The sequence below is a fragment of the Amycolatopsis sp. NPDC114504 genome (assembly GCF_055633595.1).
In genome coordinates this window covers 362334-384058 of the sequence record NZ_JBVKDU010000001.1, presented here as the reverse complement: position 1 = coordinate 384058, position 21725 = coordinate 362334, and the positions used below count along the sequence as shown (strand labels likewise).

The following is a 21725-nucleotide window of genomic DNA, read 5'->3' as shown; positions in this document are numbered from 1 at the left end:
CTCAAGCTAGGACACTTCTGTCCCGCGCCGCAGCCGCACGTCGCCGAACCGGTCTTCGATGCGGCGCAGGTCGCGCAGCCGGGGCTCGGTCTGGCCGCCGAGCCAGCGGGTCAGCGTCTTGGCGGACACGTCCAGCTGCTCGGCGGCGGTCTCCTTGGTGATCCCGCGGCGGTGCAGCGCCTCGGCCAGCCACTCGGCGAAGCTGGCGGCCGGCTCCGGCGGCGGGGCGGCGGGACCGGCCGGCCGGTCGTGGGAGGGGAGCACGTCGAACTCGACGCGCCCGGGGTATTTCCGGCAGGAGACCTCCAGCACCCCCGACGGTCCGGCGGCGGTCAGCAGGGCCCGGAGGATCGTGTTGCCGATTTCGCGGTCTTCCGCGTCGGCGAGCGGCGCGTCCCCGAGGCACCGCTGGACGAATTCCCGGATTCGCGGAACCGCGGACGGGCGGGCCGGAAAGATCTTCGTGACGATTTCGACCGGCACCACCTCGATCGACTCGCCCTGCGACCGGCCGGCCGATTCCATTTCGATCAAAGCCCCTTCCGACGACGTCTTCAGTGTAGTCGTCGAAACGCGAAGCGCGGACGCCCGGTTTTGTCCCGCCGCTCGATCAGGAGTGTCCGGCACCCTTGCCGCCCCTGTCCGACGGGACTACGGTAACGGCTTCTCGCGCGCGCGGCGAAGGGGTCAACGATGGTCAGCGCCACGGAGGCCGGTTCCGGAAATCCACCGCCGGCGGTCCATATTCTGTGGATGAATGGCGGGCTGAGCTGCGACGGCGAATCGGTGGCGCTCACCGCGGCCACCCAGCCCAGTATCGAAGAGATCGTTCTCGGCGGCCTTCCCGGTCTGCCGGAGATCGAGATGCACTGGCCGTTCCTCGATTTCCAGAGCGGGCCCGACGGCGGCCGGGACAGCTTCATCGAATGGTGGCACCGCGCGGCCCGCGGCGAACTCGACCCGTTCATCCTGATCGTCGAAGGATCGATCGCCGACGAGACGAACAAGGCCGAAGGCTACTGGAGCGGGTTCGGCACCGATCCCGAAACCGGCCAGCCCGTGACGGCGAGCGAATGGCTCGACCGGCTGGCACCCCGGGCGATGGCGGTCCTGGCGGTCGGCACCTGCGCCAGCTACGGGGGAGTGCACGCCATGGCGGGCAACCCCACCGGCGCGATGGGCGTGCCCGAGTACCTCGGCCGGGACTGGCGGTCGTGGGCCGGGCTGCCGATCGTGTGCGTCCCCGGCTGCCCGGTCCAGCCGGACAACCTCTCCGAGACCATCCTGCACCTGCTGTTCCAGGTGTCCGGCAGCGCGCCGGAGATCGACGTCGACGAAGCGCTGCGGCCGAAGTGGCTGTTCGGGAACACCGTCCACGAAGGCTGCGACCGCGCCGGGTACTACGAACAGGACGAGTTCGCCGACCGGCACGACTCCCCGCGCTGCCTGGTGAAGCTGGGGTGCTGGGGACAGGTGGTCAAGTGCAACGTGCCGAAGCGGGGCTGGATCAACGGCGTCGGCGGCTGCCCGAACGTCGGTGGCATCTGCATCGGCTGCACCATGCCCGGGTTCCCCGACAAGTTCATGCCGTTCATGGAGGACCCGGCCGACGCCGGTGTCCCGACGGCGACGACCAGCGTGGCCGGGTCGGCGATCCGCATCCTGCGGGAGATCCGGATGGCGGGGGACCGGTGACGCCCGCTGTCCGGGCCCGCCTCGGGACACTTCTGGGTGCCCTGCTCGCCGGGCCGCACCGGCGGCCGGCCGAGGAGCTCGTCCGGCAGCTGACGGACCTGTACGGCGACGGCCTGACCCGGGTCGTCGAGATCCTGCGCGAGAACGCCCCGGCGCTGCTCGGCCCGATCGCCGCCGACGACGTCGTCACGGACCTGCTGGTGCTGCACGACCTGCACCCCCTCGACGCGGCCGCCCGGGTCCGGCGGGCCCTGGACCGGCTCGGGGGCGACGTCGGATATCTCGGCCTGCACGACGGGGTCGTGCGCGTGTGGCTCGGCGGCGGGTGTTCGTCCGTGCCCCGGGCGACGGTGGAGGCGGCCGTCCGGGACGCCGCGCCGGAGGTCGCCGGCGTCGAGTTCGTGACGGCTCTGTACGAGATCGGCGTGGGACCGCCGGCGGGGCGGGCGTCATGAGCGTCCACAGTGGATCGTTCCCGGCCGTGCGGGCGCCGCGGGCGGTGCGGCCGGAACGGTGCGAGCTGTGCGGGACGCCGGTGGCCGGCCGCCACGGCCACGTCGTCGACACCGGCCGCCGCGGCCTGCTGTGCTCCTGCCGCGCGTGCTTCCTGCTGTTCACCCGGTGCGCGAGCGAGGAGACCCGCTACCGCGCGGTGCCGGAGCGCTACCTGTGGGACCCCGGGCACCCGGTCGCCTGCCTCGACTGGCGCCGGCTCGGTGCCCCCGCCGGGTTCGCGTTCGTCCTGCGGCGCGGCACGCGCGTCACGGCGTTCCATCCCGGCCCGGCCGGTGCCACCGAGACCGTCCTGCCCGTGGAGCTCTGGGCGGACCTCACCGCGGGCCACCCGCTGCTGGCGGCGGCGGAGCCGGAGGTCGAGGCGATCGTGTTCCGCGGGACGGAACGGCTCACGGAGTGCTTCCTCGTCCCGATCGACGCGTGCTACCGCCTCATCGGCGCGGTCCGCCGGTTCTGGACGGGCGGCGACGGCGGGCCGGAGATGCGCGCTCGCGTCGGCGAGCTGTTCGCGGAGATCGCTTTCCGGGCGAGGCCGCTAACCTGACCGCGTGATCAGCGACGAGGACTACCTGTGGTTCGCCGGCCGGGCCCTGGACGGGATGGCGGCGATCCTGGCGGAGCTGGGCGACGAGCGGGCCAACCGGCGTCCGCCCCTGCCCGGGGCGAACACGCCCTACGCGATCGTCACGCACTGCCTCGGCGTGCTCGAGTTCTGGGCCGGCTCACTGGTCGCCGGTCGCACTGTGGAGCGTGACCGGGAGGCGGAGTTCACCGCGTCCGGCCCGGTGAGCGCGTTGATCGAGCGGGTCGCCGCCGCCAAGGAGCAGCTGCGCGCCGACCTCGCGGTGGCCGAGCCGGCCGCGCCGCTGCGCGGTCCCGCGCCCGTGAAGTACGCGGGCACCCCGGCGGGGCGCACGCAAGGTGGTGCGCTGCAGCACGTTTACGAAGAGCTGGCGCAGCACCACGGCCACCTCGAGCTGACCCGCGACGTCCTGGGCTAGAGCCGGCCGGTGATGACCTTCGCCAGGAGGGTGTAGACCTCGTCGCGGTGCTTGCGCACCTGGAGGTACATGATCCGGTTCTGGTCTTGGCTCCGCTTGCCGGTCACGACCAGTTGCCGGTCGTTGCCCACGTCGCAGAAGAACGCGCCGTCGCCGATCCCGGGCACCGCCGTCGCCGGGCCGGTGCAATCCTTCTCGAAGCTCTCGATCGCCTCGGCCGGGCGGAGGGCCCCGCCCGAGGCGATGATCCACAGGTCGAGCAACCACGGCGACACGTACTTGCCCTCGTAGCGGCACTGGAACTGCGTGCCGGGGGCGAAGGCCGGGTCCGGCGGCTCCTCGGTCGTGATGATGTCCTCACTCGTCTCGAGGATCCGCTGCAGCTCGCGCGTGCCCAGGAACGGGCAGGCCGCCGTGACCTTCGGGGGCGAGGCCGCCGGCGTGAACGGCACGGCCGGTTCGGTGGTGGGCACCGCCGTCGCCGGCCGGCCGGCCGACGACGGCGCGGACGGCAGCGGCGCCGGGATCGAGCAAGCGGTGCAGGCAAGTGCGATGAAGACCGCGAAGGCGGCCCCGGATCTCCCCATTTCGCCAATCTAGCGCGGAAACGGTTCACGGAGGGCCGGAGCGAAGCGGGACCTCGTCGATGCGCCACGCCGCGACGGCCGCGACCGCGGCGGCGAGGGCCGCGACGGTGAAGACGCGGGACATCCCGGTCACCAGCGGGCCGGTGGCCAGCAGCGCGCCGAACGCCGACGTGCCGACCGCGCCGCCGATCGTGCGGAACATGGTCGTGTTCGCCGTCGCCACGCCGATCTCCTCGACCGGCACCGTGTTCTGGGCGATCAGGGTCATCAGCTGCGTGCTCAGGCCGAGCCCGGTGCCGACGAGCACGAGCGCGCCGCTGGTGAGCCAGACCGGGGTGGTGGCGTGGCCGGTGGCGAGCACCGCGCACCCCGCCGCCATCGCCGTCGCGCCGATGATCGGGAAGAGCCGGTACCGGCCGGTCCGGCTGCTCACCCGCCCGGCCACCTGGGACGCGACGACGACGGCCAGCGTCATCGGCAGCAGCAGCGTTCCCGAGCCGGACGCCGACGCGCCCTGCACGGTCTGCTGGAACAGCGGGACGAACGTGATCGTGCCGAAGCTGACCACGCCCACGACGAAGATCACCACGGTCGTCAGCCGGATCTCGCGCCGGGCGAACAAGCTCAGCGGCAGCACCGGTTCGAGGCTCCGCCGTTCCACCGCGACGAAAGCCCCGAACGCCCCGATGGTGATCGGCAGCAGGACCACCAGCGGGCCCGTGCCGGTGGTGAGCAGGAGCAGGCCGGTCACGGCGGTCGTGAGCAGCAGCGCGCCCGCGACGTCCAGGTGCACCCGTCGCCGGGGTGCCGGCGGCACGAGGAGGACGACCGCGGTGGCCGCGAACACCGCCACGCCGAGCGGGAGGTTGAGGTAGAAGGTCCAGCGCCAGCCCAGCAAGCTCGTCACCAGGCCACCGAAGAGCGGGCCGCCGATCTGCCCGGCGGCCATGACGCTCGCCGTCAGGCGACCATGACGGATCCCCTCAGACGCCGAGGATCAGTTCGGCGACGCGGTCCGGCTGTTCGAGCTGCGGCTGGTGCCCGGCTTCGCGCACGACCGTGAACTCGGCGCCTTCGTCGTTCTCGCCTGCGAAAGCGGCCGCGTAGGCGCGTCCGTAGGACAGGTCGGCGATCCCGTCGCTCTCGCCCCAGACGACCCGCACCGGCAACCGCACCGATTCGAGCCGCGCGCGCAGGGCCGGGTCGTGCATGTACGGGTCGCCGGCGTAGCCGTTCAAAGCCTCGGCGTTGCCCCGCATCGCGGCGAGGCGCTCGGGCGGGAGCAGCGCCGGGTCCAGCCGGAAGCGGTCGGGGGAGTGGAAGACGAAGTCGGCGAGCTTGTCCGGCGGGATCGTCGAGAGGTCGGTGACCGGGTGCCCGTCCACGGTGATCCCGACGGCGTCCAGCAGCACGAGCCGGTCGACGCGGGACGTCTCCCCGGCGTCACGGGCGGCCTGTTCGTCGACGCCCATCCGCGCCGCGATCCACCCGCCGACCGAGTTGCCCGCTACGAGGACGTCGGTCAGGCCGAGTTCGCCGAGCAGCCGGCGGAAGGTGCGGGCCAGCCCGGCGACGTCGGTGACGCCGCCGGCGGCGGGGGTGCCGTCGAAGCCGGGGATGACCGGCGTGAGCACCCGGGTGCCGCGCGCCGCGAGGACGGCGGCCAGGCCGGCCACCGACGCGGGGCCCGCGCCGCCGTGCAGCAGCAGGACCGGCCGCCCGGCGCCGCGCTCCTCGACCCGGACGACCACGTCGTCGTCGAGCCGGACGTCCGTGGTCACCGGCGTTTCGCTCGCGTAGGTCGTCGCCGGTTCCGTGTGGTAGCGGGCCATGATCTCGGTGATCTCGTCGCCCTGCGCGGGCCGGCCGGCTGCTTCGGCGAACGCGCGCAGGTCGCGGAAGTACTGGACGTACAGGTCCGGGGTGAACGTGTTGAGGATGACCGCGGGCTCGTCGCCCGGGTTCGCGAAAGTGTGCGGCGCGCCCGGCGGCACCATGACGAGGCTGCCGGCGGGGGCGTCGTGGGTCTCTTCGCCCACGGTGAAGCGGACCGTGCCGCGCACGACGTAGAAGCCTTCGTCGTGCTGGGCGTGCCGGTGCTGCGGCGGGCCGGGCGTGTGCGGGGCGACGACGATCTCGCCCAGGCCCAGCCGGTGGCCGGTGGTGCTGCCGTCCTCCAGGATCCGCAGCCGGATCGGGCCCGTCAGCGTGATCTCGCCGTCTTCGGGCCCGACGATCGCGATGCGTGTCATTGCGCTCCTCATGAGAGTGAACTATCACGAAGAAGGTAAACCCTCATCTGGCCTTCGTGCAAGTGGGCTCTTATGATGAGAGCCGGCTCAGCGGAAAGGCGGCGACGATGGACGGCGGACGGGTCAACCAGAAGCGGCGGACGCGCAACGCGATCCTGGCCGCCGCGACCCAGCTCGTCCGGGACGGCCGCACGGTGACGATGCCCGAGGTCGCCAAGGCGGCGGAGGTGTCCGAGGCGACCGCCTACCGCTACTTCCCGGACCTGGCGAGCCTGCTGCGGGAAGCCGTCGCGGGGACGCTGTTCGACCCGGCCGAGGCACTCGCGCCGCTCGCGGACCGCGCGGATCCCGTCGCCCGCGTCGCCGCTGCCACGGAACACCTGCTGCGCCACGTCCTAAGCCACGAAAACACGGTCCGAGCCATGATCGCGGCGACGATCACCCGCCCCGCCGACACGGCCGCCCGGCCCGGCCTGCGCTTCGGGCTCATCGAGGCGGCGCTCGCCCCGCCGGCCGAGCTGGGCGGGCTCGCCGGGCCGGAGTTGGCTCAGCTGAAGCGCGACCTCGCGGTCGTCATGAGCGCCGAGGCGCTGTTCGGGCTCACCGATCTCCACGGACTGCCCGCCGCGGAGGCGGTGGAGAGCATCGTCCGCACGGCGAGCACGCTCACGCGGGCCGCCGTCGGCGCCGGCCGAACCTGAGCAGCCCTCGGCTGCTGGCCCGGCTGAGGGCGCTCGGCCGCCGTGACCTGGAGGGCGCGGAGAGCCTCCCGGTCGGCGCGGTGGCCCTCGACCTGCGGCGGCACGAGGTCGTGCTGCCGCGCGGGGAGCGGAGCACTCGGCCCGCCGGGGAGGCGGCGTACTCTCGGAGCGTGCAGATGCCGACACGGTGGGACAGGCGGGTTTCGCCGGCCTGCCCCCTGACCGGCGAGCGCGGGTCATGACCGCCGACCCGACGACCGTCCGGGGCCACGACCACGCCGCCGCCCGCTACGGCTCCGACGCCGAGCTGCTCGCCGTCGCCGTCCCGTTCCTCGAAGCCGGTCTGGCCGCGGGCGAGCCGACCCTGGTGTCCCTGGGACCGGAGCGGACCGAGCTGGTGCGCGGGGCGCTTTCCCCGTCGGCGGCGGTGCGGTACCTGACGATCGGCGACGTCTACGCGCGTCCCGCCGCCGCGATCAGGTCCTACCGCGAGCTGCTGGCCGGGTACGTCGCCGAGGGCGCCGCCGGCATTCGCGTGCTGGGGGAGCTCCCGCGCGTCGCGATCGACACGTCGTGGGACTGGTGGGCTCGCTACGAAGCCGCGGTCAACCACGCCTACGACGAGTTCCCGCTGCGCAGCATCTGCGCCTACGACACGCGGACCACGCCGCCGCACGTGCTCGACGACGTCGCCCGCACGCACCCGTTCGTCGCCACGGCCGGCGATCGCCGCCACGGCAACGCCGGTTTCGTCGACCCGCTGGCTTTCCTGGCCGATCCGCGGCCGATGACGCCGCACCCGATCCAGCACACCGCCCCGCTCGTGGAGCTCACCGACCCGCTGCCGTCGGCGGCCCGGCGCGCGGTGCTGGACGTCGCCAAGACCGACCTGCCCGCCGCCGAGATCGACGACCTCGTCCTGGCGGTCAGCGAGATCGTCGACAACGCGGTCCGCCACGGCCGCCCGCCGGTCACGATGCGGGTCTGGGCGGACGCCGCGCACGTGGTCGTGACCGTGCACGACACCGGCGAAGGCCCCGGCGACCCGTTCGCCGGCCTCCTGCCGGCCGACCGTCACATCGGCGGCCGCGGCCTGTGGATCGCGCACCAGATCTGCAGCCAGGTGACGCTGCACCGCGACGACACCGGGTTCACCGCCCGGCTCACCGCCGGCTGAGCTCACCGGATCGTGGACGTCCGGTGCGGACGCGGCGGGTGCGTCGCCCCGCCGTAGGTGGTGGCCCCGAGCGTCACGGCGGCGACGAGCACGGCGGCGCCGGTGGCCGTCACGATGCGCGCCGGGGTGCGCAGCCGGGACCGGGCGCGGGGAATGTCGGCGGTGGTGTGGGAAAGCCTTGCGGTGGCCCACCGGTGGCCCTGGGCGAGCGCGAACACCAGGGTCGCCCCGATGATGAAGAAGTCCGCGACGTTGAAGCTGTACTTGCCGAGCGGGACGAAGTCGATGGCGCCGCGGACGCTGCCCGGTGCGGTGAGGTGGTGCAGCCCGAGGCGGTCGAGCAGGTTGCTGGTCCAGCCGCCGATCGCGAGCGCGGCCGGTGCCCGCAGCAGCACCGGGTGCCGGCGGCGCAGGAGGAGCATCACGGCGGCGGTCAGCAGCGCGCTGCCGGCGAGGTCGAGCACCGCCCCCGTCACCGGACCGGCGTACCAGGCGCCGACGACCGGCCCGACCAGCGGGTTGCCGCCGAAGTTGATGCGCGCGCGGGGTACTTCGCGCCAGGCCCACGCCTTGGTCACCTGGTCCGCGACGACGACCAGGACCAGGGCGAACGCCGTCCACGGCGGCCGGGAGACCTTCGCGCCGAGACCGACCGCTTCGAGCCGGGGCGTCCCGGCGGTGCTGTCATGCGTCATCGCTTCCTCACAGCCCGGGCCTGGCGACCACGGGCCGTGGCCCGGATGGGCGGCGACGGGGCTGCGTGGAATCGCGGGGTTGGGGAATACCCCACCGGCGGCGCCGTCAAACTCCGGGAGCGGGGGAAGCAGTGTCCATTGTGGACTCGGTGAGGCCGCTCAGCCCGCGGTCTTGATCAGCGGCACGTCCCGGGAGAGCTCCCGGAAGCCGACCCCGAAGTACAGCCCGCGGGCCTTGGGGTGGCCGGGCGCGCCGAGGCAGGCCACTGTCGCGTGCCGCGCACCCGCCGCTCGCGCACGGTGCATGCCGTGCAGCATCATCGCCCGGCCCAGCCCGAGCCGCCGGTAGCCGGGGTGCGTCCCGACCGGCTCGAACTCGACGGTCTCGTTCACCTCGTCGAGCCACAGGATCGCCGAGGCCGCCATCGTCCCGTCCGGGGCCTCCACCAGCACGTGCAGATCGCTGCGGTACGCCGGCGTCCGCCGGACGCCCGCGTAGCCTTCGATCGTGTACGACGTCGAAACCCACGCGTCGACGTGGGCCTGGACCACGGCCGCCGGTCCGGCTTCGTCCGCGGTGCGGAACCGGAATCCCCGCGGCAGCACGGGTTCTTCCACGTCCGCGAGGTCCCGTTCGTTGAGCTGCGACCAGGACCCGGTGTCGCCGAGGGCGGCCGGGTCGGTCCGGTAGCCGTGCGCCGCCCAGCGCGTCAGCCCGAACTCGTCGGCCGCGCCCGGCAGCACCGTGCGCTCGATGTCTCCCGCCGTGGCGTCGAACCAGGTGATCACGTCATCCACCAGCTCGGCGTGCTCGGGGTGGACCTGGTACGCCAGGTACGCGCCGGTGACGTCCTTGACCGTGCCGTCGGTGCGCCGCACCCGGCGCGGGAGCTGCGCCCAACCCCAGGCCACCAGCTCGCCGCCGGAGTGCCACAGCCGGCGTGGCCAGCTCGCGCCCTCGGCGGCGTGGCCCCGGCCCCAGTTCCAGGCCAGCTCGCCGTAGGACGCGTCGCTGTTCACCAGATCCGGGCGGGTGGCGGTGATCCGCTGCGCCAGGCCCTGCATGAGCTCGACGTCCGACGCGGTGAGCAGTTCGAGGGTGGCCATAATCGGCCACTGTGTCAGGGCCCGTCGAAGCCGTCGAACCGTTTTCGCCGGGCCGCTACCGGCGCTCGGGGATGCCCGCGAGGACCGCGGTCAGGCTCGGCAGCCACCGCTGCCGCGGGTCCGGCGCCGCGAGCCACTCCGTCGCGACGTCCACGCGCCGGGCGCCGACCGGCAGGGGCAGCAGCGTGCCCCACGCGAGCACCTCGACGGTCCTGGGCAGCGCCGAGCGCGGCGGAATCAGGCCGTCGGTCTCGGCGAGGAGGGCCACGCGGGGGCCGTGCTGGGTGGGGAGGTGCAGGGCCGGACCCTGGCAGCCCGTCGCCGCCAGCCGGGTCAGGACCGGGCCGGCGCTGAGCTTGGGCAGCGTCACCGCGCAGATCCCGTTCTCCAGCGCCAGGAACGGGTGGACGCCACGCCATTTCACCGGCCAGCCGAACAGGCGGCCGTAGTAGGCGTCGACGCGGTCGCCCGCCGGGTCGCCGGGCGGGACGGTGCTCGTCGGCACCTGCTGGTCGAGCGACATCGTCGACGCCTTTCCGCGGGGTGGGGTGGGTGACCGCCAGCGTAACGGCACTCAGTGCCGCTAGCAAGAGCGGCTGCTACCGTCCGGCCATGACGGATTCGCCGCGCCGCGCGCCGGCCACCCGGGTCGGGGCGACCCCCGCGGGCCGGCGGCAGCTGCGCCGCGCCCTCGCCTCCGCGGCCGTGGACCTGTTCGCGGCCGACGGCTACGAGGCCACCACGGTGGACGACATCGCGGCCGCCGCCGGCGTCGGGCGCCGCACGTTCTTCCGGTACTTCGACGCCAAGGACGACGTCCTCTTCGCCAACCACGACGAGATCGTCGCGGAGATGGAAGAAGCCTTCGCCGCCGCCGACCCGGCGCGCGACCCGGTCGAGGTGGCGTGCGCCGCGGTCGGCCTGGTGCTCGACTCCTACGCCGCCGACCTCGACGTGTCGCTCAAGCGGTTCGCCCTGACCCGCACGGTTCCTTCGTTGCGGGACAAGGAGGTCGCGACCGTCGACCGCTACCAGCGCGTGCTCGCGCGCTACCTGCAGGCACGCTACGAGGAGCGGGGCGACGAGGCCGCGAGCCTGCGCGCGGCCGTCGCCGCGGCGGCGATCGCGGCCGCCAACAACCACGTCCTCCGGCGCTGGCTGCGCACCGGCGGCACCGGCGACATCAAGGCCACCGCGGCCGAGGCGTTCGCGCTGGTCGTCGACGCGTTCCGGGCCCCGGGCGGCGAGGCGGCCACGGTGGTCGCGGTGCTGACCACGGCGACGCCGCTGCACGAGGTCGTCGCCCGCGTCGGCGAGGTCCTGCGCGGCTGATCAGCCCTGGCACTGAGTGCCACACCGCCCGTACGCGGTCTACACTCGACCGGTGGCGAAGCGGACGAACGTCAAGCCGACACCGTTCCCCGGGCGGAACGGCGAGGTCCCGTTCAACGCCTCGGGCGTGGTGCGGACGGGTTCCCGGCGGTTCACCTTCGTCGACAACAAAGACCCCGGTGCCTTGTTCGACATGACGTTCGACGCCGACGGGGAGACCGTGGACCGGATCCACCGGCGCCGGCTGGCCGGAGCGGACGGGCTGGGTGACCCCGAAGGCCTCACCCGGGCCGACCTCGACGGCGAGGCCTACCTCATCGTCTCTTCCTCGCTGTCGGTCGCGAAGAACGGCCGGCGCGTCAACGACGGCCTGGTGCGCGTCCGGTACCGCCCCGACGGCGACCTGCCCGCCGAACCGATGCCGGGGTTCCGCGACTGGCTGCTCGCGCACGTGCCCACGCTCGCCGCCGCCGGCCGGGTGGAGCCGGACGCCGGTGGCCTGAACGTCGAGGGCCTCGCCTGGGACGCCCGCGCGGGCGCGCTGCTGTTCGGCCTGCGGGGACCGGCCGTCCCCGGCCGCGTCACGCTGGTGCGGGTCCCGGTCGAGGCCGGCGGGAAGTGGACGACAGCGTCGCTCGGAGCGCCCGCCCTGCTGACCGCCGAGCTGCCCGGATCGACTGCGGCACAAGGCATCCGCGACGTCTCCTACGACGAGCGAACCGGCGGTCTCCTGCTCCTGCTCGGCCGGTCGGCCAGCGACGGCGACGCACCGTTCCGGCTCGGCACGTGGCAGCGCGGCAGCGACCCCGTCGAACTGCTCGACGTCACCTTCCACCGCAGCGCGAAGCCGGAAGGCGTCACGACGTTCTCCCTCGGCGGCGAACGGACGATCCTCATCGTCGACGACAACGGCGGCTACGCGGTCCTCCGGCTCAGGTGAAGTACAGCTTCGACCCCGTCGAGTCCTGGTGGACCCGCGGCCGTCCCCCCGCCGTGGGATCGGAGCCGAAAACCGCGCTCGCCCCGGTCCGGACGCTCGACAGCGTGAAATAGCCGCTGAAGGTGAATTCGTCGTCCCGCGGGTCGACCGGGGTGACCGCGAACTCCTCGGCGTGGTCCGCATCGTCGGCCGCGCGCGTGCTGAGCAGTTTCGTCGTGCTCGCGTGCAGGAGCCGGCCGGAGGCCTTGCCGGTGAGCGACTGCCCGGTACCCAGCGCGTCGAAGCACCACAGATCCGCGTCGTCGACGGCGGCCGGCCGGGGCCGGTGGACGACTTCGAAGCTCCCCGGACTCCCCGGAACGGCTTCCGCGCCGTCGTCGTGCAGGCACTCGTTGGTGACGTCCTCGCGGACGTAAGCCCCGTCGGCACCGGGCAGGCCGCCGCGGAGGTAGCCGGCGGACGTGGCGAGCCGGAGCTGCTTGCGGACCGTGGTGACCTGCGCGGGCACGTCGGGCACGCCGAGCCCCGTCAGCAGTGTCGCCATCCGCTCGAGCAGGGGCTTGAGCACCGTCTCCTGCGTCTGGTAGCCGAACACGCTCTCGCGGTACTCGCGGATCCGGTCGACCAGCTGTGCCCGGCGGCCGGGGTCGTCGCGCACCAGCTGGGCGAGCAGCCCGGCGGTGTCGAGCCGGAAGTGCCGGGCGGGCTGCAAGGTCTGGTCGAGGCCCCACGGGATGAGCTTGAACCGGACGTCGCCGACGCCGGGCGTGGCGACGGCGTCGACGTCGTTGTAGGCGTAGGTGTTGTTGGTGTTGCGGGAATAGCCGTCCCAGTGCTTGAGGAAGAACTCCATCGCGTAGAGGTCGACGAACTGGTCGAGGTCGAACACCTCGCTCGCGCCCGCGAGTCCGTGCGCGGCGATGTGGTCGATGGCGAGCCGCAGGTCGGCCTTGTCCTCGAACTTCGACAGCGATTCCACGCCGATGAGGTCGAACCTCTTGTCGACGAAGTCGTCCTGGTGCTCGAGCTCGTACAGGTTCCCCTTCGTGTTTCCGAAATTGCGTTCGAGGTAGGGCGCCATGATCGGTTCGACGTTCACGAAAACGCCGGGGCCGGTGACGCCGCCAGCCCCTTGGCCGATCGGGGTGCCGTTCACGAGCACGCGGGCGAAGCTGCCGCGGGAATGGGGGAGCCCGGCGAGCTCGAAGAGCCGGTAGCCGAGCAGCTGCCGGACGAAGGAGGAGTCCTGGACCGAGTTGTTGAGCGTCAGGTACCGCGACCCGATCAGCTGCCGGACCGGCGCCTTGTTGGCGTCGAGGAACTTTCCGAAGTCGAGGTGCAGGCACGGTTTGGCACTGTCGATCGAACCGCAGAAGGACTTCTTCTTGATCCCCACGTCGGGAAAGGAGGTCTTGGCGGGGAACCGGGTCCCGGATATCTCGACGGACGTCGCTTTCCGCCACGTGTAACGGCTGCCGCCGGTCCAGTCGAAGTTGCACACGCCGCCGGCCGGCTGTTCGGTGCGCACCGCGTCCCAGTCGGCCGGTGGCATCACGACATCGATCGTGAGCACATTGTCGATCTCGTAGAGGGAATCGAGTGCTCGCTGCTCCTGATCGCCCATCCGGTCAGTGTACGGCGGAATATCCCCGGTTCCCGCTACGGGAAATTCAGCGATTAATTACGCGCCGGATCCCGTTTTCGTGGAGAGGTCACCCCGTTCGGAGGTGGACGGCCGTGATGCCGGCGAGGACGAGGTCCAGGCCGGCGAGGAACTGCTCGCGGTCGTCGTGCCCGCGCAGTTCGGCCGCGACGGCGCGGGTGAACGGGTACTCCTCTGGGTCCAGCGCCTCCCAGGCGTCCGAGACCGCGTCGAGGTACTCGGTGCGGTTCGTGGGGGCGACGACGCTCCGTGCGTTCGTCGCGTTAAGGCCCGCCGCGCCGAGGATGTAGCTGACCAGTGCCGACGTCGTCGTCAGCCGGTGGCCTTCGGGGACGCCCAGCGCCTGGACCTGGCGGCCGACGGTCTCGAAGATCCGTGGGGTCACCGATCCGCGGGAGAGCTGCAAGGCCAGCTGGGTGGCCAGCCAGGGGTGGTGCTCGATCGCGTCGAACAGCCCGAGCGCGACCGCGCGGATCTTCTCCGCCGGCGAGCCGGCGGGGCCGGCCGACAGCGCGGTGGCCAGCACGCCGTCGGTGGCGGCGTCGAGCAGCTCGCCCTTGTTCGCCACGTGCCAGTAGATCGCCCCCGCCCCGGTGGCGAGGCGTTCGGTCAGTGTCCGGAACGTCAGCCCGGCCTCGCCGCTCGCGTCGAGCAGCTCGACCGCCGTCTCGACGATCCGGTCCCGGGAGAGTGCCTCGGTGCGGCGGCGGGTGCGGGGTGTCATGCCTCATCTTGACATGTCTGGAACGGTGTTCCAACATGGAATGACATTCCATAACGCGAAGGAGACATCATGAACGTCACGATCATCGGCGCCGGGCTCGGCGGTCTCGTCCTCGCCCGCGTCCTGCACGTCCACGGCATCCCGGTCACGGTTTACGAGGCCGAAGCGTCCCCGGCGGCCCGCAAGCAGGGCGGACTGCTCGACATCCACGTCCGCACCGGCCAGGCCGCCCTCGAAGCGGCCGGCCTGACGGACGAGTTCCGGGGGCTCGTCCTGGAGGGGCACCAGGCCACCCGGATCCTCGACCGCGACGGCACGGTCCGCTACGACGAGCCCGACGACGGCACCGGCGGCCGCCCCGAAGTGCCCCGCGGGGAGCTGCGGCAGCTCCTGCTCGACTCGCTCCCGGACGGCACCGTCCACTGGAGACACAAGGTCACCGGCGTCCGCGCGGTGGGCGAGGGCCGCCACGAGGTGACCTTCGCCGGTGGCACCACGGTCACCACGACCCTGCTGGTCGGCGCGGACGGCGCGTGGTCGAAGGTCCGGCCGCTGCTCTCCGACGCCACGCCCGAGTACATCGGCCGCTCGTACGTCGAGACCTTCCTGTACGACGGCGACACCCGGCACCCGGCCGCCGCGAAGGCGGTCGGCGGCGGGGCCATGCTCGCGCTCGCCCCGGGCAAGGGCATCCAGGCCCACCGCGAGAAGGGCGGCACCCTGCACACCTACGTCGCGCTGACCGAGCCGGTGGACTGGTTCGGCGACTTCACCGACGCGGCCGCCGCGACCGAGCGGACCGCGCGGGAGTTCGAGGGCTGGGCCCCCGAGCTCACCGCGTTGATCACCGACGGCGACACCCCGCCGGTCCTGCGCCCGCTGCACACCCTGCCGGTCGAGCACCGGTGGGACCGGGTGCCGGGCGTGACGCTCGTCGGGGACGCCGCCCACCTCGCGGCCCCGAACGGCGAAGGCGCGAACCTGGCCATGCTCGACGGCGCCGAGCTCGGCCGGGCCCTCGCCACGCACGACGACGTCGAGGCCGCTCTAGCCGGGTTCGAGCGGGCCATGTTCACCCGCAGCGCCGAGGCGGCCGCCGACGGGAACGAGCTCCACGAGCTCCTCTTCGGCGACGACACACCCCGCGGCCTGCTCGCCATGTTCCGGGGTGAATGAAGCCGTCCGAGGGGATCAGGCGCCGTCGTGGGCGTCGGTCATGAGGTCCGCCAGGTCCTCCGGCGCCAGGAACGACGGCGGGGGCGGCGGGCCCCACGCGTACAGGCTCTTCTCGCCGGCGACGACGCGCGGCTCCCAGAGCTGGTCCTCGAGGATGCAGTCGATGTCGGAGTAGTACTCGGAGAAGTTGCCGGCCGGGTCGCGCAGGTACCAGAAGAAGTTCGAGCCGATGTGGTGCCGGCCCAGGCCCCAGGTGTGGCGCTCCGGGTGGCCCTCGAGCATCGCGGTGGCGCCGCGGCCGACCTCGTCGACGTCGTCGACCTCCCAGGACGTGTGGTGCAGGAAGCTGACCGGCGCCTGCTGCACCAGCACGTTGTGGTGGTCGGTCGAGCAGCGCATGAACGCGGCCAGGCCCGGCGCCTCGTCGCTGACCTTGAACCCGAGGCCCTCGGTGAAGAACCGCTGGGTCGCGGCCTGGTCGGTCGAGCCGAACACGACGTGCCCGAGCTTGCGCGGGCGCACCGCGGACTCGCGCTCGATGCCGGGCGCGCGGGTGTTCGCCCGCCGCACCGCGCCGGGCTGGTTGTAGACCGCGGCTTCCGGTGGTTCCTGGCGGAGGCGCGGGGCCACCGACACGACGACGTCCAGCCCGGTGACCGGGTCCTGGGTGTGCAGCGCGTCGCCGTCGATGCGGCTCTCGACGTCGAGGCGGGCCAGGGACGCGGTGATGCGGCCGAGGTCGTCCGGGTCGTCGGCGCCGATGCCGAGGGTGAGCAGCCGGCGGTGCGGAGTCCGCCGGAGCTCGAGCTGCTCGCCGCCGTCGGCGGTGGCGAACCCCGACGCGGTCGGCGTGAGGCCGAACTCGGTGTAGTACTTGGCGGTCTCGTCGACGTCCGGGACGCCGATGGCGATCTTGGTCAGGCGGTGCAGGCTCATGACAGGTCCCTCTGGGTCAGATGAGCGGGGTGATCTGGTCTTCGCGGCCGAGCAGCGCCTTGCCGTAGAGCTCGTAGTTGACCGCGGGCAGCACGATCGCGTGCCGGGCGGCCACCGCGGAGTCGCGCCAGATCCGCTGCAGGGGGTTGACGTCGGCGAAGCTGCCCGCGCCGTGCGCCGAGAGCAGGATGTCGATCGCGCGGGTGATGTTCTCGACGGCCCAGCCGGTGTCGGCGCGGGTCCGGGCCCGGGCTTCGACGCCCGGGTACGGGCCCGCCGACGCCGCGTCGATGTCGTCGGCCGCGCGGTAGGCGTGCAGGTGGGCGGTGTCGATCCGCATCGCCGCTTCGGCGAGCTGGAGCTGGAAGGCGACGGAGTCCGCCTGCGTCGCGTAGGTCGTGTACGAGATCGGCTTGCGGGCGGCCTTCTCCTTGACCAGCTCCAGCGCCCGGCGGCCGAGGCCCAGCTGCGGCCCGGCCAGCACCAGCGTCAGCACCGGGACGAGCGCGGCGCGGAACAGGTCTTCCTCGGGCTCGCCGTTCGCGTACTGCCCGCCGATGGCCGGGGGTACGGACATCACTCGGTGCTCGGGCACGAAGACGTCGTCGGCGATGAGGCAGTTGGAGCCGGACGAGCGCATCCCGGCGACGAACCAGGTGTCCTCGAAGCCGAGGTCGGTGCGGGGGAGCAGCGCCATGCCCTGGTCGACGACCTCGCCGCGCTCGTCGGTCAGCGGGAGGCCCAGGCCCGCCCAGTCGGCGTGCCACGAACCGGAGTTGTAGTACCAGCGCCCGGTCACGCGCCAGCCACCGTCCACTTTGGTCGTCTCGGCGGTCGGGGCCAGCACGCCGGACACCTTCGCGTCGGGGTTCGCGCCCCAGACGTCGTCCTGGGCCTGGACGCTGAAGAGCCCGGCGAGCCAGGCGCAGACGTTGCTCAGCGCGACGACCCAGGCGGTGCCGCCGTCGGCCTCGGCGACCGCGGACGAGACGTCGAGCATCGCGCGGACGGGGAGTCCGTACCCGCCGTAGCGGCGCGGCTGGGCGATCTTGAACGCGCCGGCGTCGGTCAGCGCGGTGATGCTCTCCTCGACGACCCGCCGGTCGGCCTCGCCCCGGGCGGCGTTCTTTTCCAGCAGGGGCCGGATTTCGGCGATGCGGGTGAGGAGCTGCTCGAGGGTGGGCGCGGGCTGTTCGGTCGCGAGGGTCATGACGGCGGTGTCCTTTCCGGGCGGGTCAGCGGGCGCAGGCGGCGATCTGGTCGGTGATGAGCGGACGCGGCCGCTCGGCGAAGCGGGAGTGGGTGCCGAACGTGCGGTGGGCGTACACGAGCGGCGGCAGATCCGCGCGGCCCAGGCCGGTGACCAGGCCGAACAGCAGAAGGTGGTCGCCGGCCTCGACGACGCGGTCCAGCTCGCACGCCACCCAGCCGGCGGCGTCGCGCAGCCGGGGCAGGCGGGCGTCGGCGAACCACGCCGTGTCGCCGCCGAACCGGTCGGCGCCGCGGGTGGCGAACCGGACGGCGAGGTCGTCCTGGCCCTGGCCGAGCAGGTTCACCCCGAACCGGCCCGCGCCGAGGACCTCGGCCAGCAGCGCCGATCGCCGGTCGAAGGCGACGCTCACCAGCGGCGGGTCGAGCGAGAGCGAGGTGAACGAGCTGACCGTCGCGCCGTGCGGGCGGCCGGCGGCGTCGCTGGTGGTGACGACCGTGACCGGCGCGCAGACCGCGGCCATCACCGCGCGGAACCGGGGTCCGTCCACAGTGGTCACGACGGGTCCGTGAACCGGTGGCGCATCGTGCCGATGCCCTCGATCGTGGTGACGAGCTCGTCGCCGGCGGCCAGGAACCGCTGCGGGTTCCGGGCCATGCCGACGCCGGCCGGGGTGCCGGTGAAGATCACGTCACCGGGCCGCAGCGGCAGGATCGCCGAGAGCCGCGCGACGATTTCCGGCACCGAGAAGATGAGGTCGCTGGTGCGGCCCTTCTGCACGGACTCGCCGTTGACCGTGCAGCTCAGCTCCAGGTTGTCCCGCTCGGCGAGCTCGTCCGACGTGACCAGCCACGGCCCGGTGGGCCCGAAGCCCGGCGCGGACTTGCCCAGGCTGAACTGCGGGGCCGGCCCGGCGAGTTGCACCGTCCGGTCTGAGAGGTCCTGGCCGACCGTCAGCCCGGCGACGTGGTCCCAGCCGTGCTCAGGGGCGACGTTGCGGGCTTCGCGGCCGATCACGGCGACCAGCTCGACCTCCCAGTCCACTGTGGACCCGGTGAGCGCGATCTCGCCGGACGGCCCGGTCAGGCAGCTCGGGAACTTGGTGAACACGGCGGGGGAGTCCGGCAGGCCGAGCCCGGACTCGGCGGCGTGGTCGCGGTAGTTCAGCCCGACTCCGAAGACCTGGCCCGGAGTGGGGGAGGGCGCGCGGAGGTCGGTCTCGGCGAACCGGTCCGGGGTCGTCGCCGGGAGGTCGGCCGCCCAGGTGGTGAACTCGTCCCAGCGGGCGTACACCGCGTGGGGGTCGGCGGAGAAGCGCTGCCCGCTGGCGCGCTCGACGTCGATGGCACCGTCTCCGGTCAGGAGGACGAGCCGGCCGGCGAGGTTGGCGATCCGCATCGAAAGGCCTTTCGGTCGAAGTACCGGTGGCCACTCATACTCTGCCCGCGATATACGACTGTCAAGACAAGAATCGATTCTTGCGAACAGAGTGTGTTATCGTCTCGGCATGGCGAAGAGAGCGGGTGGCGAGAGCCTGGCCGTGTCGGTGTACCACCGGCTGCGCCTGGCGATCCTCAACGGAGAGCTGGCTCCGGGCGAGCGCGTCAAGCCGGCCGAGCTGAGCGCGGAGTTCGAGGTCAGCCTCAGTGTCGTGCGCGAGGCATTGGGGCTGCTGGCGGCCAAGGACCTCGTGCGGGTGGACCGCAACCGCGGGTTCCGGGTCACGCCGCTGTCGATGCAGGCGCTGACGGACCTCACCGAGGCGCGCGCGATCAACGAGGGTTCGGCGCTGCGGCTGTCGGTCCTGCGCGGCGGCGTCACGTGGGAGTCGGAGGTGCTGGCCGCGCACCACCGGCTCGCCGGGCAGACGATGATCCTGCCCGGACCCCCGATGCGGCGGAACGAAGAGTGGGCCCGCGCGCACCTGGAGTTCCACCACACGCTGATCAAGGCGTGCGGCAACGCCGTGCTGCTCGACATCTGCACCCGGCTCTCCGACGCGGCCGAGCTCTACCGTGCCTGGTCGGGCCCCGGCGGCGAGGAGCGGCACCGCGACGTCGCGGGCGAGCACCAGGGCCTGGTGGACGCCGCGCTGGCGCACGACGCCGACCTGGCCGTCGCCCGGTTCGAGGCGCACGTCAACCGCACCAAGGAGATCGTGATGGAGACCAGCTTCAGCGCCGAGCCCGCGTCATGACCACGACGGCCCTGACCGGCGTCCGCGTCTTCGACGGAACCGGCCTGACCGAGCCCGTCACGGTCGTCGTCGACGGCCCGCTGATCGGCGGCTCCGGCGCCACCGACGAGGTCGACTGCGCGGGCGCCACGCTGCTGCCGGGGTTCTTCGACGCCCACGTCCACCTGCTCGCCCCGGACGACCTGCGTGCCCTCGCCGCGCACGGCGTCACCACCGCGCTGGACATGGCGTGCTGGCCCCGCGAGCGCGTCGACTCCTTCCGCGGTCAGGTACCCGACGTCCGCAGCGCCGGCCTGCCCGCCATCGGTCCCGGCGGGAACCACGCGAAGATGCCCGGGATGCCGTCGGAAGCGATCCTCACCGCGCCCGGCCAGGCCGCGGAGTTCGTCGCGCGGCGCGTGGCCGAAGGGTCCGACTACGTCAAGGTCGTCATCGAAGGGGACCTGCTCGACCAGGCCACGATCGACGCCGTGGTCGCCGAGGGCCAGGCACACGGCAAGCTCACGGTCGCGCACGCGTCGTCGGTCGACGCCTACCGGCGCGCCGTGCGGGCCGGGGCGGACGTGATCACCCACGTCCCGCGCGACGGCGTCCTCGATGCCGGAACCGCGTCGGAAATGGCCGCGCGGGGCCAGATCGCGGTGCCCACCCTGACGATGATGGACGCGCTCACCACCAAGCTCGGCGCCGATGGCTACGCGTTCAGCCGGGACTCGGTCACCGCGCTGCACGCGGCCGGCGTGCCGATCCTCGCGGGCACCGACGCGTTCTCCGCACCGATGCTGCCCTTCCCGGTCGTCCACGGCGCGAGCCTGCACCAGGAACTCGCCCGGCTGGTCGAGGCGGGACTGTCCGAAGTGGACGCGTTGCGGGCGGCGACCGACCTGCCCGCCCGGTACCTCGGCTTCCCCGACCGCGGCGCCGTGCGCGAAGGGCTGCGGGCGGACCTGGTGCTCGTCGACGGCGACCCGACCCGGGACATCACGGCGACCGCCGCGATCCGCCGCGTCTGGGCCGCCGGGGAAGTGATCGCGTGAGCGGACTGGTCGCCGCCCCACGCCGAGGCGATCGCGCTCGGGCGGTTCACCCACGGCGGGGAAGTGCTGCCGCTGGTGGCCGAACGCCGCCGGCCGCGGTCGATGCCCGGCTGGCGAGCATCGACGCCACCTGGCGGGAGCTCACCACTCGCAACTGCGGCCGGCCGGCTCAGAGCAGGTCGCGGCCGGCGCGGAAGAACGCCGTCACCTCGCCGGCGAGGTCGCGCAGCGGGCGGGCCGCCCCGAACGGCGCGTTCCAGAACTCGCCCTCCCGCGCCTCGAACGGGCCGACGTACGCGTAGGGCTCGCCCAGGTAGCCGTCGCCGGGGGAGACGCCGTAGTTGACCTCGTCGAGGACGATCGCGACGTCGAAGTGCTCGGGCCACAGCACCGGTGTGACGCCGGGGGCGAACTCGCGCAGTGCCCGGTCCCCGTCGGCGTAGGCCGCGAGCAACGACTTCAGCGCGTCCGCGGCGAAGGTGATCGTCTCGTCGGGACGGACCCCGGGACCGCCCGAGTAGACGCCCGCCGGCTCGCCCGCGTCGAGCCCGGCTTCCGCCGCGACGTCGTCGTAGGTCCGCCCGGCCAAGGTCACCCGGGCGGAGTCCGTCACGAGGTCCGCACCTTCGACGCGCACCGCGGGCCCGGCGACGGTCGCGAAACCGCCGTCGACGACCTGGAGTTCGATGCGCTCGGTCGCGCGGTGCTGCGGGCCCGCCAAGAGCAGCTCCGCGACGCCGTGCAGTGATCGTCTGGTCGGTTCCCAGTCCATCCCGGAG

General features: G+C 73.0%; 25 protein-coding genes. 11 read left to right on the top strand and 14 right to left on the bottom strand.

The window, feature by feature from the left end; all coding sequences use genetic code 11:
• Positions 1–6: 6 nt before the first annotated feature.
• The gene (locus tag ACZ7PG_RS01890) at positions 7–525 is read right to left on the bottom strand and encodes a helix-turn-helix domain-containing protein (protein WP_470238980.1); all 519 of its coding nucleotides are present in this window, start codon (positions 523–525) and stop codon (positions 7–9) included.
• Positions 526–693: 168 nt separating this feature from the next.
• Between ACZ7PG_RS01890 and ACZ7PG_RS01885 the strand changes: the two genes are divergently transcribed.
• From ACZ7PG_RS01885 to ACZ7PG_RS01870, 4 genes are read left to right on the top strand one after another with little or no spacing between them, the layout of a single operon-like run.
• Entirely contained in the window at positions 694–1695 is a 1002-nt protein-coding gene (locus tag ACZ7PG_RS01885) for an NADH-quinone oxidoreductase subunit B family protein (RefSeq protein WP_470237200.1), read from the top strand.
• Entirely contained in the window at positions 1692–2150 is a 459-nt protein-coding gene (locus ACZ7PG_RS01880) for a NifU family protein (protein ID WP_470237199.1), read from the top strand. The genes ACZ7PG_RS01885 and ACZ7PG_RS01880 overlap by 4 nt, the downstream gene beginning before the upstream one ends.
• Entirely contained in the window at positions 2147–2755 is a 609-nt protein-coding gene (locus tag ACZ7PG_RS01875; RefSeq protein ID WP_470237198.1) for a DUF5947 family protein, read from the top strand. Before ACZ7PG_RS01880 ends, ACZ7PG_RS01875 begins: the two co-directional genes overlap by 4 nt.
• A gap of 4 nt (positions 2756–2759) precedes the next feature.
• Complete coding sequence (locus tag ACZ7PG_RS01870; RefSeq protein WP_470237197.1) at positions 2760–3212, top strand: mycothiol transferase; 453 nt, start codon at positions 2760–2762, stop codon at positions 3210–3212.
• On the opposite strand, the gene ACZ7PG_RS01865 is transcribed toward ACZ7PG_RS01870, so the two are convergent.
• Genes ACZ7PG_RS01865 through ACZ7PG_RS01855 form a run of 3 tightly spaced genes read right to left on the bottom strand, consistent with a single transcriptional unit; the run spans position 3209 to position 6051 of the window.
• Entirely contained in the window at positions 3209–3799 is a 591-nt protein-coding gene (locus ACZ7PG_RS01865) for a hypothetical protein (RefSeq protein WP_470237196.1), read from the bottom strand. The two genes, ACZ7PG_RS01870 and ACZ7PG_RS01865, sit on opposite strands and share 4 nt — an antisense overlap.
• Positions 3800–3824: 25 nt before the next feature.
• Positions 3825–4748 (bottom strand): MFS transporter, encoded by a 924-nt coding sequence (locus ACZ7PG_RS01860; RefSeq protein ID WP_470237195.1) that lies wholly within the window; start codon positions 4746–4748, stop codon positions 3825–3827.
• A gap of 34 nt (positions 4749–4782) precedes the next feature.
• Positions 4783–6051, bottom strand: coding sequence for an alpha/beta fold hydrolase (locus tag ACZ7PG_RS01855; RefSeq protein WP_470237194.1), 1269 nt, complete (start codon positions 6049–6051; stop codon positions 4783–4785).
• Between the two features lie 107 nt (positions 6052–6158).
• On the opposite strand from ACZ7PG_RS01855, the gene ACZ7PG_RS01850 reads away from it, so the two are divergent.
• Both ACZ7PG_RS01850 and ACZ7PG_RS01845 read left to right on the top strand, forming a co-directional pair.
• Positions 6159–6752, top strand: a complete 594-nt coding sequence (locus ACZ7PG_RS01850) for a TetR/AcrR family transcriptional regulator (RefSeq protein WP_470237193.1) — start codon at positions 6159–6161, stop codon at positions 6750–6752.
• Between the two features lie 238 nt (positions 6753–6990).
• Positions 6991–7929 (top strand): anti-sigma factor RsbA family regulatory protein, encoded by a 939-nt coding sequence (locus ACZ7PG_RS01845; RefSeq protein ID WP_470237192.1) that lies wholly within the window; start codon positions 6991–6993, stop codon positions 7927–7929.
• 2 nt (positions 7930–7931) lie between these two features.
• Here the strand turns inward: ACZ7PG_RS01845 and ACZ7PG_RS01840 are convergent, their stop codons facing one another.
• From ACZ7PG_RS01840 to ACZ7PG_RS01830, 3 genes are all read right to left on the bottom strand, one after another.
• A complete protein-coding gene (locus ACZ7PG_RS01840) occupies positions 7932–8624 on the bottom strand; it encodes a signal peptidase II (protein ID WP_470237191.1) in 693 nt (230 codons plus the stop codon).
• Positions 8625–8783: 159 nt separating this feature from the next.
• Positions 8784–9731, bottom strand: a complete 948-nt coding sequence (locus ACZ7PG_RS01835) for a GNAT family N-acetyltransferase (protein ID WP_470237190.1) — start codon at positions 9729–9731, stop codon at positions 8784–8786.
• Between the two features lie 55 nt (positions 9732–9786).
• Entirely contained in the window at positions 9787–10254 is a 468-nt protein-coding gene (locus tag ACZ7PG_RS01830; protein ID WP_470237189.1) for a glycogen operon protein GlgX, read from the bottom strand.
• Between the two features lie 89 nt (positions 10255–10343).
• On the opposite strand from ACZ7PG_RS01830, the gene ACZ7PG_RS01825 reads away from it, so the two are divergent.
• Both ACZ7PG_RS01825 and ACZ7PG_RS01820 read left to right on the top strand, forming a co-directional pair.
• Positions 10344–11063, top strand: coding sequence for a TetR family transcriptional regulator (locus ACZ7PG_RS01825; protein WP_470237188.1), 720 nt, complete (start codon positions 10344–10346; stop codon positions 11061–11063).
• Positions 11064–11115: 52 nt separating this feature from the next.
• Positions 11116–12003 (top strand): hypothetical protein, encoded by an 888-nt coding sequence (locus tag ACZ7PG_RS01820; protein WP_470237187.1) that lies wholly within the window; start codon positions 11116–11118, stop codon positions 12001–12003.
• Here ACZ7PG_RS01820 and ACZ7PG_RS01815 read toward each other — a convergent pair.
• The gene (locus ACZ7PG_RS01815; protein ID WP_470237186.1) at positions 11996–13627 is read right to left on the bottom strand and encodes a CotH kinase family protein; all 1632 of its coding nucleotides are present in this window, start codon (positions 13625–13627) and stop codon (positions 11996–11998) included. The two genes, ACZ7PG_RS01820 and ACZ7PG_RS01815, sit on opposite strands and share 8 nt — an antisense overlap.
• A gap of 88 nt (positions 13628–13715) precedes the next feature.
• Positions 13716–14390, bottom strand: coding sequence for a TetR/AcrR family transcriptional regulator (locus tag ACZ7PG_RS01810; protein ID WP_470237185.1), 675 nt, complete (start codon positions 14388–14390; stop codon positions 13716–13718).
• Between the two features lie 69 nt (positions 14391–14459).
• Here ACZ7PG_RS01810 and ACZ7PG_RS01805 point away from each other — a divergent pair, with 69 nt between their 5' ends.
• A complete protein-coding gene (locus tag ACZ7PG_RS01805) occupies positions 14460–15566 on the top strand; it encodes an FAD-dependent oxidoreductase (RefSeq protein ID WP_470237184.1) in 1107 nt (368 codons plus the stop codon).
• Positions 15567–15581: 15 nt separating this feature from the next.
• Here ACZ7PG_RS01805 and ACZ7PG_RS01800 read toward each other — a convergent pair whose 3' ends face one another.
• Genes ACZ7PG_RS01800 through ACZ7PG_RS01785 form a run of 4 tightly spaced genes read right to left on the bottom strand, consistent with a single transcriptional unit; the run spans position 15582 to position 19110 of the window.
• The gene (locus tag ACZ7PG_RS01800; protein ID WP_470237183.1) at positions 15582–16502 is read right to left on the bottom strand and encodes a VOC family protein; all 921 of its coding nucleotides are present in this window, start codon (positions 16500–16502) and stop codon (positions 15582–15584) included.
• 16 nt (positions 16503–16518) lie between these two features.
• Positions 16519–17712, bottom strand: coding sequence for an acyl-CoA dehydrogenase family protein (locus ACZ7PG_RS01795; protein ID WP_470237182.1), 1194 nt, complete (start codon positions 17710–17712; stop codon positions 16519–16521).
• Positions 17713–17737: 25 nt separating this feature from the next.
• Complete coding sequence (locus ACZ7PG_RS01790; protein ID WP_470237181.1) at positions 17738–18271, bottom strand: flavin reductase family protein; 534 nt, start codon at positions 18269–18271, stop codon at positions 17738–17740.
• On the bottom strand, positions 18268–19110 hold the full coding sequence (locus tag ACZ7PG_RS01785) for a fumarylacetoacetate hydrolase family protein (RefSeq protein ID WP_470237180.1): 843 nt from the start codon (positions 19108–19110) through the stop codon (positions 18268–18270). Before ACZ7PG_RS01785 ends, ACZ7PG_RS01790 begins: the two co-directional genes overlap by 4 nt.
• Positions 19111–19219: 109 nt before the next feature.
• Here ACZ7PG_RS01785 and ACZ7PG_RS01780 point away from each other — a divergent pair, with 109 nt between their 5' ends.
• Positions 19220–19909, top strand: coding sequence for a GntR family transcriptional regulator (locus ACZ7PG_RS01780; RefSeq protein WP_470237179.1), 690 nt, complete (start codon positions 19220–19222; stop codon positions 19907–19909).
• On the top strand, positions 19906–20946 hold the full coding sequence (locus ACZ7PG_RS01775) for an amidohydrolase family protein (protein WP_470237178.1): 1041 nt from the start codon (positions 19906–19908) through the stop codon (positions 20944–20946). Before ACZ7PG_RS01780 ends, ACZ7PG_RS01775 begins: the two co-directional genes overlap by 4 nt.
• Before the next feature lie 169 nt (positions 20947–21115).
• On the opposite strand, the gene ACZ7PG_RS01770 is transcribed toward ACZ7PG_RS01775, so the two are convergent.
• Positions 21116–21718: a hypothetical protein gene (locus tag ACZ7PG_RS01770; protein WP_470237177.1), complete on the bottom strand. Its 603-nt coding sequence runs from the start codon at positions 21716–21718 to the stop codon at positions 21116–21118.
• Positions 21719–21725: the final 7 nt, after the last annotated feature.

Excerpts from the sequence above, each read along its gene's own strand:
- ACZ7PG_RS01890 (WP_470238980.1), bottom strand. The coding sequence starts at position 525 with ATGGAATCGGCCGGCCGGTCGCAGGGCGAGTCGATCGAGGTGGTGCCG.
- ACZ7PG_RS01885 (WP_470237200.1), top strand. The coding sequence starts at position 694 with ATGGTCAGCGCCACGGAGGCCGGTTCCGGAAATCCACCGCCGGCGGTC.
- ACZ7PG_RS01875 (WP_470237198.1), top strand. The coding sequence starts at position 2,147 with ATGAGCGTCCACAGTGGATCGTTCCCGGCCGTGCGGGCGCCGCGGGCG.
- ACZ7PG_RS01865 (WP_470237196.1), bottom strand. The coding sequence starts at position 3,799 with ATGGGGAGATCCGGGGCCGCCTTCGCGGTCTTCATCGCACTTGCCTGC.
- ACZ7PG_RS01860 (WP_470237195.1), bottom strand. The coding sequence starts at position 4,748 with ATGGCCGCCGGGCAGATCGGCGGCCCGCTCTTCGGTGGCCTGGTGACG.
- ACZ7PG_RS01855 (WP_470237194.1), bottom strand. The coding sequence starts at position 6,051 with ATGACACGCATCGCGATCGTCGGGCCCGAAGACGGCGAGATCACGCTG.
- ACZ7PG_RS01850 (WP_470237193.1), top strand. The coding sequence starts at position 6,159 with ATGGACGGCGGACGGGTCAACCAGAAGCGGCGGACGCGCAACGCGATC.
- ACZ7PG_RS01845 (WP_470237192.1), top strand. The coding sequence starts at position 6,991 with ATGACCGCCGACCCGACGACCGTCCGGGGCCACGACCACGCCGCCGCC.
- ACZ7PG_RS01840 (WP_470237191.1), bottom strand. The coding sequence starts at position 8,624 with ATGACGCATGACAGCACCGCCGGGACGCCCCGGCTCGAAGCGGTCGGT.
- ACZ7PG_RS01835 (WP_470237190.1), bottom strand. The coding sequence starts at position 9,731 with ATGGCCACCCTCGAACTGCTCACCGCGTCGGACGTCGAGCTCATGCAG.
- ACZ7PG_RS01830 (WP_470237189.1), bottom strand. The coding sequence starts at position 10,254 with ATGTCGCTCGACCAGCAGGTGCCGACGAGCACCGTCCCGCCCGGCGAC.
- ACZ7PG_RS01825 (WP_470237188.1), top strand. The coding sequence starts at position 10,344 with ATGACGGATTCGCCGCGCCGCGCGCCGGCCACCCGGGTCGGGGCGACC.
- ACZ7PG_RS01815 (WP_470237186.1), bottom strand. The coding sequence starts at position 13,627 with ATGGGCGATCAGGAGCAGCGAGCACTCGATTCCCTCTACGAGATCGAC.
- ACZ7PG_RS01810 (WP_470237185.1), bottom strand. The coding sequence starts at position 14,390 with ATGACACCCCGCACCCGCCGCCGCACCGAGGCACTCTCCCGGGACCGG.
- ACZ7PG_RS01805 (WP_470237184.1), top strand. The coding sequence starts at position 14,460 with ATGAACGTCACGATCATCGGCGCCGGGCTCGGCGGTCTCGTCCTCGCC.
- ACZ7PG_RS01800 (WP_470237183.1), bottom strand. The coding sequence starts at position 16,502 with ATGAGCCTGCACCGCCTGACCAAGATCGCCATCGGCGTCCCGGACGTC.
- ACZ7PG_RS01795 (WP_470237182.1), bottom strand. The coding sequence starts at position 17,712 with ATGACCCTCGCGACCGAACAGCCCGCGCCCACCCTCGAGCAGCTCCTC.
- ACZ7PG_RS01785 (WP_470237180.1), bottom strand. The coding sequence starts at position 19,110 with ATGCGGATCGCCAACCTCGCCGGCCGGCTCGTCCTCCTGACCGGAGAC.
- ACZ7PG_RS01780 (WP_470237179.1), top strand. The coding sequence starts at position 19,220 with ATGGCGAAGAGAGCGGGTGGCGAGAGCCTGGCCGTGTCGGTGTACCAC.
- ACZ7PG_RS01775 (WP_470237178.1), top strand. The coding sequence starts at position 19,906 with ATGACCACGACGGCCCTGACCGGCGTCCGCGTCTTCGACGGAACCGGC.
- ACZ7PG_RS01770 (WP_470237177.1), bottom strand. The coding sequence starts at position 21,718 with ATGGACTGGGAACCGACCAGACGATCACTGCACGGCGTCGCGGAGCTG.